At 43.0% G+C, this 12,542-nt stretch carries 13 protein-coding genes; all 13 read right to left on the reverse strand.

All coding sequences use genetic code 11. The annotated features are described in order from the left end of the window. Window positions 1–13 precede the first annotated feature (13 nt). The 13 genes from D8803_RS03590 to D8803_RS03650 all read right to left on the reverse strand — a co-directional run bounded on the left by D8803_RS03590 (window position 14) and on the right by D8803_RS03650 (window position 12,333). A complete protein-coding gene (locus D8803_RS03590; RefSeq protein WP_131200270.1) occupies window positions 14–982 on the reverse strand; it encodes a glycosyltransferase family 2 protein in 969 nt (322 codons plus the stop codon). Further along, window positions 979–1,815: a phosphorylcholine transferase LicD gene (locus D8803_RS03595; RefSeq protein WP_131200271.1), complete on the reverse strand. Its 837-nt coding sequence runs from the start codon at window positions 1,813–1,815 to the stop codon at window positions 979–981. The genes D8803_RS03590 and D8803_RS03595 overlap by 4 nt, the downstream gene beginning before the upstream one ends. 147 nt (window positions 1,816–1,962) lie before the next feature. Then, window positions 1,963–3,243, reverse strand: a complete 1,281-nt coding sequence (locus D8803_RS03600; RefSeq protein WP_131200272.1) for an LCP family protein — start codon at window positions 3,241–3,243, stop codon at window positions 1,963–1,965. Continuing rightward, on the reverse strand, window positions 3,240–4,088 hold the full coding sequence (gene pheA / locus D8803_RS03605; RefSeq protein ID WP_038805448.1) for a prephenate dehydratase: 849 nt from the start codon (window positions 4,086–4,088) through the stop codon (window positions 3,240–3,242). Before pheA ends, D8803_RS03600 begins: the two co-directional genes overlap by 4 nt. Then, on the reverse strand, window positions 4,085–4,561 hold the full coding sequence (locus D8803_RS03610) for a shikimate kinase (RefSeq protein ID WP_038805449.1): 477 nt from the start codon (window positions 4,559–4,561) through the stop codon (window positions 4,085–4,087). Before D8803_RS03610 ends, pheA begins: the two co-directional genes overlap by 4 nt. Next, entirely contained in the window at window positions 4,554–5,837 is a 1,284-nt protein-coding gene (aroA, locus tag D8803_RS03615) for a 3-phosphoshikimate 1-carboxyvinyltransferase (protein WP_131200273.1), read from the reverse strand. Before aroA ends, D8803_RS03610 begins: the two co-directional genes overlap by 8 nt. Before the next feature lie 90 nt (window positions 5,838–5,927). Then, the gene (locus D8803_RS03620) at window positions 5,928–6,266 is read right to left on the reverse strand and encodes a YlbF/YmcA family competence regulator (protein ID WP_131200274.1); all 339 of its coding nucleotides are present in this window, start codon (window positions 6,264–6,266) and stop codon (window positions 5,928–5,930) included. A 10-nt stretch (window positions 6,267–6,276) separates the two neighbouring features. After that, window positions 6,277–7,380, reverse strand: coding sequence for a prephenate dehydrogenase (locus tag D8803_RS03625; RefSeq protein ID WP_131200275.1), 1,104 nt, complete (start codon window positions 7,378–7,380; stop codon window positions 6,277–6,279). 9 nt (window positions 7,381–7,389) lie between these two features. After that, complete coding sequence (gene aroC, locus D8803_RS03630; protein ID WP_131200276.1) at window positions 7,390–8,556, reverse strand: chorismate synthase; 1,167 nt, start codon at window positions 8,554–8,556, stop codon at window positions 7,390–7,392. A gap of 9 nt (window positions 8,557–8,565) precedes the next feature. Continuing rightward, window positions 8,566–9,633 carry a 3-dehydroquinate synthase gene (aroB, locus tag D8803_RS03635; protein WP_131200277.1) on the reverse strand — a complete coding sequence of 356 codons (1,068 nt, stop codon included), beginning with the start codon at window positions 9,631–9,633 and terminating at the stop codon, window positions 8,566–8,568. A gap of 18 nt (window positions 9,634–9,651) precedes the next feature. Next, a complete protein-coding gene (locus D8803_RS03640) occupies window positions 9,652–10,506 on the reverse strand; it encodes a shikimate dehydrogenase (protein WP_131200278.1) in 855 nt (284 codons plus the stop codon). Next, window positions 10,496–11,173, reverse strand: coding sequence for a type I 3-dehydroquinate dehydratase (gene aroD / locus D8803_RS03645; protein WP_131200279.1), 678 nt, complete (start codon window positions 11,171–11,173; stop codon window positions 10,496–10,498). The genes D8803_RS03640 and aroD overlap by 11 nt, the downstream gene beginning before the upstream one ends. Further along, window positions 11,170–12,333, reverse strand: coding sequence for a class I SAM-dependent rRNA methyltransferase (locus tag D8803_RS03650; RefSeq protein WP_190316793.1), 1,164 nt, complete (start codon window positions 12,331–12,333; stop codon window positions 11,170–11,172). Before D8803_RS03650 ends, aroD begins: the two co-directional genes overlap by 4 nt. Window positions 12,334–12,542 lie beyond the last annotated feature (209 nt).

Here is a 12,542-nt window from a genome sequence, read left to right on the forward strand (position 1 = left end):
CCTTCTCATGATATTAGTTTTTTAATCCAACAATTTTCTTATATAGCCATGGAGAAATGACAAGTGAAAGGATCGCTACCTTGCGAAAAGTAGTGAAATAAGCATCCTTCCATATTTCGCGTCGATGCCGAACAATCCAAGTCCTCAACCCAGCTTTCTCCTTTTGGTACTCTTCAGATGAAGTAAAGATAATTTTATCGTAAACTGTGATGTACGACCAACATTCTCTATTTATTAATTCGTATTTTAAATTAGGAAAGACTTGTGAAACTTGAGCAATTATTTGCTTATAAACTTCTATCGTGTCAAATACATGCTGGTTAACAGATGTTGTTGCACTTCCCTCACGATGATCATAATAATAAACAGGTTTGTCAATAAATACGCTACTGCATCTTGTCTTTAGTAGCAATTCAGTTAGAAATAAGGCATCTTCAGCTAGGTGATAATTTGTATTAAACTTTTCATCCACAAGCAGGTCTCTCTTAAACAGTTTTGCGACTGGAAAAAATGACGTTCTGGTAGTCATCAGTAGTTCCTTCATGGTTTCTTCTGTTGACCAGAGTTCTGTTTTTCCAGAATGTGGAGGTAAGTCTGTCACAATGCCGTTTTTAATATGGTGTAGAGGAGCAATTACAAAGCCTATATTTTCCCCCTCAACTGCACTAGCTAAAGTAGCTAGATAATCTTTAGTAACGAAATCATCGCTATCAATAAAGGTGATCCAAGCACCCGTCGCTAGCTGAATTCCCATATTTCTCGCATTTGAGACTCCAGCATTTTCGATATGATAAACCTTGATATTCTCATACTGAGATGCTAAGTGATCACAGATCTGTCCACTGGAATCAGTAGAACCATCATTGATTAGGATTAACTCAAAATGGGCATAAGTCTGTTGAAGAATTGACTCCACACATCGTTCCAGATAGGTTTCTACATTGTAGACCGGAACGATAACGCTTATTTTTTCTCCCATCATGCTCCATATTCTCCCTTGTACTCTGTGTAGCTCTTGTCCATGTCTGCTATAATGGCATCGTGATGCGGTACTTGCTTGTCCGCTGGTGGCGGTGTCATATAATCCCCAAAAGCAGTGCTGAGATAGGCATCATAACCGACTGGAATGGGCATCTCTGTTCCTTCAAATGGCAAGAAAAGATTGTCTTCAAAAGATGCGATTGGGTATTTGTTTCGCATGTAGCCAGGACCTGAGCATAATTCCGTGATTCCATCGCTCTCAGCGAGACCATACTTGGTCATTTCTTTCTCAGCTTTCTTCCAAATACGATAGCGTAGAGATTTAGGAGTTAAACCCAGTAAAATGCGACTGCCCCATTTCATGACTGCACCATGCTTTTCTGGGATAGTTTGGGCGCAAAAGAGTGAATAAATCAAGGCCCAACGAACCTGTTTCTTACGCTCAGCTGGATTTTTAGGATAATAATCTAAAGGCAAAACGTCCAAAGCCAAACCATGTGGCAAATCCAAATCCTTCTGATAAGGCTTGATACAAGTTGTTTCTTTATCGCGTATAGTAATAAAAAGGTTACGGTCTACAAAGTCCTTGTGACTCTTTGACAAGAAATAACGCTCATCTGCATAACGAGGCCATAGTTCGGCTAACTTTTCATAGTCCTTGCGAGGCATGAAAAAATCTAGGTCATCATCCCAAGGAATGAAGCCCTTGTTGCGAAGGGCACCAATAGCCCCACCACCACAGAGATAGCACAACAAATTATGTTCTTTACAAAATGCGACGAAATATTCAGCCATTTCCAGACTACGAGCCTGAATCGCTTTCAAATCACTCATGTCTCTCCTCTTCTGTCCAATAACGAGTTATATCGTTTTATTATACCATAAAAAAGCCTTAAAAATCCATCAGATACCGTAAAAAATCAAAGCCCAATCCACTCTTTTCACCAGTGAATGAAGCTTTGATTTTCATTTATTTACATCTTATCTCATTCCCATTTGGGCGAGTTTAGTCCGGTATTTGTTCTGGTCGACAAGTAGACCTTGTCCTCCGTAGACATCATAAGCATCCACCCAATCGCCCAGTTCTGGCACTGTGAGTCTTTCGATACCATTCTGTGCACCTTCGATAACTGATAAGCCATTGGTCAGTAAGAAGGTATATGGTAGGTTGGTAGAAGTCATTCCAAAGACTTTTCCAAGTGCCTCTGATCCTGTAAAGAGTTTGGTTGGATCTTTGATTTGCTCAAGAACTGCTGACATGACCTGCTGCTGACGTTTGGTACGACCATAGTCTCCTTCATCATCATCACGGAAGCGAGCGTAATTGAGCAAGGTTGAGCCATTCATCTGCTGTTTCCCAATTTTAATAGTTTGAGTTGGCGATTCGGTTTCTGTTGCATGAAGGTCATCTCCAACTGTGGCTTCTGTCAGAGGCTGACCATTTAACGTTGAAAACTTAGCGTCTATAGTCACCCCATCAGGAAATAGCGTATCAATAGCAGTTGCAAAGGCTTGGAAATCCACTAGGGCATAGTACTTAATGTCCAAATCAAAATTATCTTTTAGAACCTTGCGGACCATTTCTGCTCCTTTTTGCCCCTCCTGCTCCCCAAGTTCATAGGCTACGTTGAGTTTATTATCCGTTTGTTTCTTGCCATTCACAATCTGGCTGTAGCCATCAATATAGACTAGGTTGTCACGCATGAAGCTGACTAGCTTGATTTTCTTATCCGAACCACTAACATTCAACACCATAATCGTGTCTGTGCGAGTTTCTGCACTATTTTGACCAATACGGCCATCTGTCCCCATGATTAGGATATTCACCCCGTCTTTAGTATCTTGACCATTAAACACCTGTACTTGTGCCGCTTTTGCATCAGCTGGCTTATTGCTAGTAGTTGCCGACTGGAAACCTCGAAGGAACATAATAATCATGCCCGCAGCCACACAGGTTATCAACAGTAAAAGCCAAATTAGAACTCGTTTGAAAAATTTTCTTGGTTTCTTCTTTTTCACTTTTGGAAGAGAGGGAAATTTCTGATGTCTATTCGAGCGACTTTGATTGGAATACTGTGGAATCCCAATGTCCTTCCCTAGATTTTTTTCCCTTTCACCTTCATTAGAGGGAAATCCACCGTCCATTTTTCTTTTCAGATAGTCAAATTCTCTCTTTTCTCTGTCATTTAGGTAATGAATATTCTTAAAAAGGTAATCATAGCGTAACTGCTCATGATGACTTAAAGGGCTTTCTTTGCTCATAGGCTCTCCTTTCCTAGGTCCCTTATGGTAAAAATAGGGTAGGTTCCCAGTATCTTGTACTGGATTCCAATTGCTTCTAGTTCTTGTCTGGCAAAATGAACCAGCTCTTTGTCACTATAGTCTACATCGATAATGAAAAAATATTCTCCCAAGGCTGTTTTAAGGGGGCGACTCTCAATCTTTGTTAAGTCAATCCCTCTCCAAGCAAAGGTCGAAAGTGCCTTGTAAAGAGCACCAGGTAGGTTGTCTGGTAAGGTCAAGGCCAAACTCATTTTTTCAGTTTGCGATTGCAAAGGGATAGTGGGAATCTCGGATCCTAAAACCCAAAAACGAGTGAAATTGGCTTCCATTTCTTGGATATCTTCTGCTATCAATTCCAAACCATACTCTGCAGCGGAGTTTCTAGGGGCAATAGCCGCAAAAGGTTGGTCTGGATGTTCAGCAATAAATCGGGCTGCATAGGCTGTGCTTGCCGTCACTTCAAGCTGGGCTTCTGGATAATGCTCCTCTATGAACTTCTTTCCCTGAGCCAGAGCCTGAGGATGAGAAAAGATTTTCTCAATTTTTGACTGACCTGGAACTGCCATCAGCTGCTGATGAATGGGTTGTACGATTTCTGCAACAGCCTGAATATCCGCCTGATGAAAAAGGTAATCCAAGCTTTCATGCACACTCCCCTCAATGGAGTTTTCAACTGGTACCACAGAATAGTCCACCAAGCCCTGTTCATAGGCCTTAATAACATCTGTGATATTGGCAAAAGCCTGCAATTCCTCTTTGAGAAATGCTGTCTGCACAACATGATGCGAAAAAGATCCCTTGGGACCTAGATAGGCAATTTTCATCTCAGTTCCTCTATAATTTCCTCTGGACTTAGCTTGGTCACATCTAGAATCCGACTGGCTACTTCCTCATACCAAGCTTGTCTTTCTTGAAAAATTCTGGCTAGCTCTTCCTTACTTTTGTTGAGAAAAAGCGGGCGCTGATTGTCCTTGTCAGCTGCGATACGTTGGTAGAGGGTTTCAAAATCTGCTTTTAGGTAGATGTTATCAGGATTGGTCTTGAGCAAGTCACGATTTCTCTGAGAAATGACAACTCCTCCGCCAGTTGACACAACTCGGTCCGTTTTTAGTAAGTCAGCTAGGACTTCTGACTCTACTTGACGAAAGGCCACTTCTCCTTTTTCAGCGAAGAAATTCGCAATGGACATTCCCAAACGTTCCTCGATTAAGGCATCCATATCGATGTAGTCCGGGTCCAATCCTCTAGCGATTGTCGATTTGCCTGCCCCCATAAATCCGAGTAATACCTTAGCCATGACTCAAAGTCTCCAAATCATCAAAGAAGCTAGGATAGCTGGTATTGATGGCTTCAGCACGATCAAGTTCCACTTCTCCATCCGCAACCAAGAGGGCTGCAATAGCTGTCATCATTCCAATTCGATGATCACCAAACGTATTGACTCTAGCGCCATGAAGTCTTGATTTCCCTTTGATAATCATCCCATCTGCTGTAGGAGTGATATCCGCCCCCATGCTATTTAAGGCGTCAGCCACCACCTGAATGCGGTCAGTTTCCTTGACCTTGAGTTCCTCAGCATCCTTAATAACTGTTACACCTTGGGCTTGCGTCGCTAGAAGGGCAATAATAGGCAATTCATCAATCAAACGGGGAATCAAGGATCCACCAATCTCTGTTCCTTTTAAGTCAGAAGACTCGACAGTTAGGGTTGCAGATTTAGCAACTGGGTCAATTTCAGTTATTTCTAGTTTTCCTCCCATGGCGCGAATGACATCAATAATACCTGTACGCGTTTCATTGATGCCCACATTCTGAAGCACTACACGAGAGTTTGGAACAATCAAACCTGCAACCAACCAAAAGGCTGCACTGGAAATATCTCCTGGTACGACCACCTCTTGTCCTGTCAGTTTTTGAGGTCCTGAGACAGTGATCGTTTTATCATCCACACTTAAATGGCCACCAAATTGTTGCAACATATCTTCGGTGTGGTTACGAGTACATTCTTTCTCGATAATAACGGACTCCCCCTGAGCCTGCAAGGCTGCAAAAATCAATGCGGACTTGACTTGGGCAGAGGCAATTGGCAACTCATAGTGAATCGGTCTTAAATTTTTCGTCCCTTTGAGGCGAAGAGGAGGCAGGTCTCGCTCAGTTTGCCCCGAAATGCTAACGCCCATTTTTTTCAGAGGAATCGTCACGCGATCCATAGGACGTTTAGAAAGACTATCATCTCCAAACATCTCTACTTCGAAGTCTGCACCAGCCAGGACACCTGAAATCAGGCGAATCGAGGTTCCAGAATTTCCCATATCGAGGGCATTTTGCGGCGCTTTTAAGCCATCCATTCCAACACCTTGAATGGTAATAACCCCATCTCTGTCCTCAATTTCAACACCAAGGTCACGAAAAACCTGCATGGTTGAAAGTACATCCTCTCCACGCAGAATATCATAAACCTTAGTCTCGCCCTCAGCCAAACTTCCAAAAATAATGGAACGATGGCTGATAGACTTGTCACCTGGAACCCGGATACTGCCATATAAGTGGCGAATGTTTGTTTTTAGTTTCATAGTTGACCTCATACTTGCAATACTTTTTCTTATTTTATCACAAAAAAGCCAGAAATTCCTGAAATTTCTGGCTTTTATACAGATAAAATACTATTTCAACAATTCTGAAACAGGCTCAAAGACAATTTTTTCAATGTCTGAAAGGTAAATGGACAATTGTTGCTGTTTGGCAAAGAAATCTGACAAAAGAGCGTTCTCTTGGATTCGCTTGCTGAAAGACTGCATCTTTTCTTGGAAAGAGGCGTCTGGCATTTGTCCCGTTTGCGCCATGACTTGGATTTCTTGTTGGAAAGCGAGATAGTCTGCAAAAATCTTGCTAGCTTGTTCATCAGCTTGGATGGCATCTTTGGCTGCCTTAACTGCTTTGTATTCTGGTAATTCGCGTAATCCGCGACTAAGTTCATTTGCACTATCGTAAATATTTGACATGATTTTCTCCTTATTTGATGACGACTGTGTAGTCCGTATTTTCTGAAATTAAGCGCTCAGCTCGTTCCAGATCCTGAGCATTTTTAAAGGAAATTTGGAGAATCCCGTGAACATCCTCACGGTTTTCTTCATTAATGTGGATATTGACCAAGGAAGTACCACGTAGCAATTCCAAAATCCGCAAGATAACATCTTCTTCATCGGGAACGTCAACATAGAGGTCGTAAGAGCTATCCACACCACCACGCTTATGGATTTCCATGGCCTGACGTTGCTCACGCGCTTGGTTGAAAAAGTTCCAAATATGCTCTTCATCTCCCTTGCTGATGGCTTGTCCAACCTCATCTAGGCGCTCCTTGAAATCCGCAATTCGATCTAGAATAGTCTCACGATTGGACAAGAGAATAGAAGTCCACATACCTGGCTCGCTTTCCGCAATGCGAGTCATATCTCGAAAACCACCCGCCGCAAAGCACCTTGCCATCTCATGTTCTTTAGCATAAACTGCCGTCTGCTCCATAAGGCTGGAAGCCAGAATATGAGGAAAATGGCTAATCTGAGAAGTCACCCGATCATGCTCCTTGGCATCAATCTCGATAAAGCGAGCATGAAGACCTGAAAGCAGATCTTTCATCTCCTCAAGTGTGTCAGGACTTGTCAGGCTCGAAGGTGTGAAGATATAATAGGCATTTTCAAAGAGATTGACATCCGCAGAAGCAGCCCCTGTCTTGTGACTACCAGCCATGGGATGGGCCCCGACAAAGCGAACAGGTTTGCCAGCCAAATATTGCTCCGCCGCATCCACAATGGCTGACTTGGTCGAACCAGCATCTGAGATAATCACGCCTTCTTTCAAGTCCAAGTTGGCCAATTCCTTAATGAAAGCAATGGTTTGTTTGATTGGCAAACTGAGAATAATGATATCTGCCAAAGGAGCAAAACTAGCAAAATCATCCGTTGCACGGTCAATCATGCCTTCTTTCAAGGCGATATCTCTCGAAGCTTGACTGCGATTATAACCTAAAATTTCATAATCTGGATGATCGCGTTTGATACCTAAGGCCATAGAGGCACCAATCAATCCAAGGCCCGCGATATAGACTGTTTTTGCCATAGGAACTCCTTAATAGTTCTTTGTATAGTCTCGGTGTTTGGCCACTGCTTCTTTTAATTCCTCTAGATTGTCTGATGAGAATTTTTCGAGGATTTCTTGTGCCAGAACCGTTGCCACAACAGCTTCCATGACCACACCGGCTGCTGGAAGAGCGGTCGGATCACTTCTCTCCACTGTTGCCTTGTAGGGTTCATGGGTTTCAATATCCACACTCATGAGTGGTTTGTAGAGAGTAGGAATGGGTTTCATAACTCCACGAACAACAATCGGTTGCCCATTGGTCATACCACCTTCAAAGCCACCTAGATTATTGGTACGGCGGGTATAACCGTCTTCTTTAGACCAGAGAATTTCGTCCATAACTTGGCTGCCTTTACGATAACCAGCTTCAAAGCCAAGACCAAATTCCACCCCTTTAAAGGCATTGATAGAAACAACTGCTTGAGCCAATCTTGCATCCAATTTTCTGTCCCATTGGACATAGGAACCAAGACCAACTGGAACACCTCCAACGACTGTCTCCACAACCCCACCGATGGTATCACCGTTACGTTTGATTTGGTCAATATAATCCTTGATTTCTTGTTCTCTTTCTTGGTTGACAATAGAAACTTCTGACTGGGCAGCTCGTTCCTTAATCTCAGCGACTGTTAGATTTTCAGGAACATCGATTTCCTTACCACCAAAGACCACGACATGGTTGGCAATCTCCATACCCAGCTCAGCCAAGAGGCGTTTGGCTACTGCCCCAACTGCCACCCGCATGGTGGTTTCACGGGCAGATGAACGCTCCAAAGAATTTCTCAAATCGTCAAAACGGTACTTGATTCCCCCAACCAAGTCGGCGTGACCGGGACGAGGATGGGTGATTTTTCGTTTGCTTTTAAAGCGGTCTTCAATGTCCTCCGCAGACATGATATCCAGCCATTTCTGATGGTCCTTATTGACGACATCCATGGTAATGGGAGCCCCAGTAGTCTTCCCATGGCGAACACCCGAAGTAAAGATAACTTGGTCGCTCTCAATCTTCATACGACCACCGCGGCCGTATCCACCCTGACGACGTTTCAAATCCTCATTGATGTCCTCAGCTGTCAAAGGAAGTCCAGCTGGAATTCCTTCAATGATAGCCGTCAGACGGGGACCGTGTGATTCTCCTGCAGTTAAATATCTCATACACTCTCCTTATTTTACCAAGTAGTCTTTCATCTCTTCCAGAGAAACTGGGTGAATGGTCGCTGAACCGAGCTCTGGTACCAAGACCAATTTCAAGGTATTGCCACGTGCTTTCTTATCATGAGTCAAAGCCTGATAAAGCTTGTCAACATTCCAGTTTTCATAATCAACAGGCAAGCCAAACTTCTGACACATTTCTGTGATGGACTGGGTAATGCCAGCTGGCATGAGGCCTTTTTCCTCAGCCACCTTGGAAATCTGCACCATGCCCATGGCCACAGCTTCTCCATGCATGACCTTGCCATAACCAGCCGTTGCTTCAATGGCATGACCAATAGTGTGGCCAAAGTTGAGGTAAAGGCGTACACCATTGTCCAACTCATCCTCAACTACCATCTTGCGCTTAACCTGACAAGAATGTTCAATTAAAGTCTCTGCATGTTCCAGAATGCTCTCAACAGAACCATCCAGCTCCGTCAAAAGAGCCCACAGTTCTGGAGCCTCAATCAAGCCATACTTGATAACCTCACCCATCCCTTCAATCAACTCTCTTTTTCCAAGCGTTTCAAGAACAAGTGGGTCAATCAAAACCCCATCTGGTTGGGCAAAGGTCCCCACCATATTTTTAGCAAATGGAGTATTAACACCTGTCTTTCCGCCGATAGAAGAATCAACCTGGGCTGTCAAGCTAGTCGGTATCTGAACAAAATGAATACCCCGCATATAGGTAGAGGCCACAAAGCCAGCCAAGTCCCCAACGACACCACCACCAAGAGCCACAATCCCATCACTACGTGTCAAACCCTGCTTAACTAGAAATTCATAAACTTTCTGAACAGTGGTTAAATTTTTTCGTTCTTCGCCTTCTAAGAAATCAAAAACAGCTACCTGAAAACCAGCATCTTCTAGGCTGAGTTTGACTTTCTCTGCATAGAGAGAAGCTACATGGTTGTCAGTTACGATAACCACTTTTTGAGGTTGCCAGAGTTCTAGCAACCATTGACCTGCTTGCGATAGACAACCTTTTTCAATCTGAATATCATAAGGATGATGCGGAATATCGATTCTGATTTTCATAGTAGGGTCTCCTTTTCATTATTGGTATTTTTCTGTTAAGGACTGCCAAATCTCTTCAGTCGGCATCTCTTTACCTGTCCACAGTTGAAAAGCTTCAGCAGCTTGATAGAGCAACATCCCCAGACCATTGACGGCTGGATTACCCTGACTTCTAGCCCATTTCAAAAATGGCGTTTCAAAGGGTTGGTAAATGACATCGGCCACCAAAAGATTTTCTGATAAATTGATTCTTTCTGGAACTGGTGACGACTGACCGTCCATTCCCACACTAGTCGCATTGACGAGCAGGTCCGACTTGGCAATCTTTTCTTGCAGTTCAGAAACATCTTCTAAAGCACACAAGTGCACTTTAAAACCTGTTTGCTCCTGCAACTTGTCTAGGTAAGGTCTTGTTTTTTTCATGGAAACTGACCGAACAAAGACTGAAATCTGACTGACGCCATCCAAAATAGCCTGTGCCAAAATGGATTTGGCCGCGCCCCCTGCTCCCAGAATAGTCATTTTCTTATCCGAGATTGTAAAAGAAGGCAAGCTCTTAAAGAATCCCTTGCCATCTGTATTATATCCAATTAACGTTCTGTCTTGATTAACAACTGTGTTGACCGCCCCAATCAAACGAGCCTCATCACTCAACTCATCCAGATAAGGAATCACTTGCTCCTTATAAGGCATGGAGAGATTGATTCCAAACATCTGGTAACGGCGAATATTGGCGACTGTTTCTGCCAAGTCACCCGCTTCAATCTCCCAAGCCACATAGACACCATTGGTAGCTGTCGCCTCAAAGGCCCTATTGTGGATAAAAGGTGAGATGGAGTGTTTAATGGGATTTGCAACGACAGCCGCCATACGTGTGTAGCCATCAAGCTTCATCCAAAATCTCCCTGATTTTTTTCATGTTTGATAGAGAAATCTGACCGGGGGCAATCGCTTCATCTAGACTAGCAAATGACCAACTCGAACCCGTCACATCTGAAGTAATGCGTGATACCTTGCCCATTTTCCCCATGGAAATGGTCACGTACTCTTGTTCAGGATTGAGTGTTTTAAATCCTCGTGTGTAGTTCATCAGGTCTAAAACATCCTGCTCCGTATGGGCCATAACTGATACCTTGACCACTTTCGGAGAGAGACTGGTCAACTCAGACAAAATCTCCATCATGTTTTCAGGTGTCTCTTGGAAATTATGGTAACTCAAAACGAGATTTGGAAAATCCAACATCTCCTCAAAAACGTCCTTGTAGCTGAAGTACTCAAAATCTACATAATCCGGTTGATAGAGCTGGGTAACTTCCTTGATGATTTGAACATACTCTTCTGAGGAAAGTTCGATTTCTCCTCCCTCAGCGCGAGTCCGAAGGGTAAAGATAAGTTCGCGTCCTGCGAATTTCTCAAAGATAGCGGGTGCTACCTGTAAAATAGCGTCCTTTGTAAGAAAGTCCGCACGCCACTCAATGATATCGGCATCTTCATACCTAGTGGCATCCAGTTCTTGCGCTTCTTCTAAACTTCTTGGCATTACTGAGACTACTAATTTCATTTACTAACCTTCATACTAATCACCTTGAGGTAATTACTGCTTTCATCTTTTTTATTATAGGCAAAGTCTGCTGGAAGACCATATTGGGTCAAGATCTGATACCTTCTTCCAGCAAAACCTTTATCAATTTGTTCTGTAAATTTCTGGCGGGGAACATTGGCAGCATTAGTACTGGCAATGATAATGCCTCCCGGATTTAAAATCTCTAGACTCTGGGAAATCAACTTGTGATAGTCCTTAGCTACAGAGAATGTTTGTTTTTTATTGCGGGCAAAGCTTGGCGGATCAAGAACAATCACATCATAGGTCAAGCCTTTTCTCTTGGCATACTTGAAGTACTCAAAGACATCCATGACGATAAAACGATGATTGTCCGTGCTGAGTCCATTTGCCTGAAAATGAGCTTCTGACAGCTCTCTAGACCGTTTGGCCAAGTCAACTGAAGTCGTCTCACTGGCACCTCCCATAGCTGCAGCAACTGAAAAGGCCGCCGTATAGGAAAACATATTGAGCAAGGATTTGCCCATGGCTAGACCGTCAACCAGACTCCCACGAACCTCATGCTGGTCTAGGAAAATCCCGGTCATCAAGCCATCATTCATAAAGACTTGATAGAGCACGCCATTCTCAAGAACAGTAAAGTAATCTGGCGCTTCCTCACCATAAACATAGGCAGACTCGTAGTTTTGACCTTTAAAACGAATCTTTTCATAAGCCCCCAAGACCTCAGGAAAAACTTCCTTAAAAGCCTTTACGATCAGCTTACGAATCTGGTAAACAAAGGAGTTGTACCAAGAAAAGACAGCATAATCTCCATAGAGATCAACAGTCAGACCACCAAAACCATCCCCCTCTTGGTTAAAAAGGCGAAAGGCAGTAGTCAAGTCATCTTGATAATAAGGCTTTCTAGCTTCCTTAGCCTTACGAAACAGGATTTCAAAGAAGGATTGGTTGAAACCAACCTTTTCCTTGCTGACCAACCAGCCAATGCCCTTGTTCTGCTGAGAAAGATAGGCACTCCCTAAAAACTTCCCGTCTTGACTAAGAACTTCTACTGACTGATCCGTCAGATCAATATCTGTTAAATCACTTGCTTCCAAAAGAACTAGACCCTTAGCTAGCTTTTTTTCAACACGTCTGCTGACCCTAATTCTATTCATAGCTACTATTATAGCAAATTTTGTGACAATTCTCAAAATAGAAAGCGTTTCTCCATTTTTACTTTAGTTTACTAAGTGTTATTTTTGTTAAAAAAAGTTTAGTCAATTCATTTTTTCTAATCCTTCTTTCCTAACCAATGAAAAGATAATGGTCATTCTCTAAAAATAGACATTTCTAGAAATGAGTAGAGAAAATTTGCGCAAACGTT

The sequence above is a fragment of the Streptococcus oralis genome (assembly GCF_003943385.1).
In the GTDB taxonomy this organism is placed as follows: Bacteria; Bacillota; Bacilli; order Lactobacillales; family Streptococcaceae; genus Streptococcus; species Streptococcus oralis_CA.

What these genes read in the sequence shown, in the direction of transcription:
- D8803_RS03590 (WP_131200270.1), bottom strand. Translation starts at nt 982, where the DNA reads ATGATGGGAGAAAAAATAAGCGTTATCGTTCCGGTCTACAATGTAGAA.
- D8803_RS03595 (WP_131200271.1), bottom strand. Translation starts at nt 1,815, where the DNA reads ATGAGTGATTTGAAAGCGATTCAGGCTCGTAGTCTGGAAATGGCTGAA.
- D8803_RS03600 (WP_131200272.1), bottom strand. Translation starts at nt 3,243, where the DNA reads ATGAGCAAAGAAAGCCCTTTAAGTCATCATGAGCAGTTACGCTATGAT.
- pheA (WP_038805448.1), bottom strand. Translation starts at nt 4,088, where the DNA reads ATGAAAATTGCCTATCTAGGTCCCAAGGGATCTTTTTCGCATCATGTT.
- D8803_RS03610 (WP_038805449.1), bottom strand. Translation starts at nt 4,561, where the DNA reads ATGGCTAAGGTATTACTCGGATTTATGGGGGCAGGCAAATCGACAATC.
- aroA (WP_131200273.1), bottom strand. Translation starts at nt 5,837, where the DNA reads ATGAAACTAAAAACAAACATTCGCCACTTATATGGCAGTATCCGGGTT.
- D8803_RS03620 (WP_131200274.1), bottom strand. Translation starts at nt 6,266, where the DNA reads ATGTCAAATATTTACGATAGTGCAAATGAACTTAGTCGCGGATTACGC.
- D8803_RS03625 (WP_131200275.1), bottom strand. Translation starts at nt 7,380, where the DNA reads ATGGCAAAAACAGTCTATATCGCGGGCCTTGGATTGATTGGTGCCTCT.
- aroC (WP_131200276.1), bottom strand. Translation starts at nt 8,556, where the DNA reads ATGAGATATTTAACTGCAGGAGAATCACACGGTCCCCGTCTGACGGCT.
- aroB (WP_131200277.1), bottom strand. Translation starts at nt 9,633, where the DNA reads ATGAAAATCAGAATCGATATTCCGCATCATCCTTATGATATTCAGATT.
- D8803_RS03640 (WP_131200278.1), bottom strand. Translation starts at nt 10,506, where the DNA reads ATGAAGCTTGATGGCTACACACGTATGGCGGCTGTCGTTGCAAATCCC.
- aroD (WP_131200279.1), bottom strand. Translation starts at nt 11,173, where the DNA reads ATGAAATTAGTAGTCTCAGTAATGCCAAGAAGTTTAGAAGAAGCGCAA.
- D8803_RS03650 (WP_190316793.1), bottom strand. Translation starts at nt 12,333, where the DNA reads ATGAATAGAATTAGGGTCAGCAGACGTGTTGAAAAAAAGCTAGCTAAG.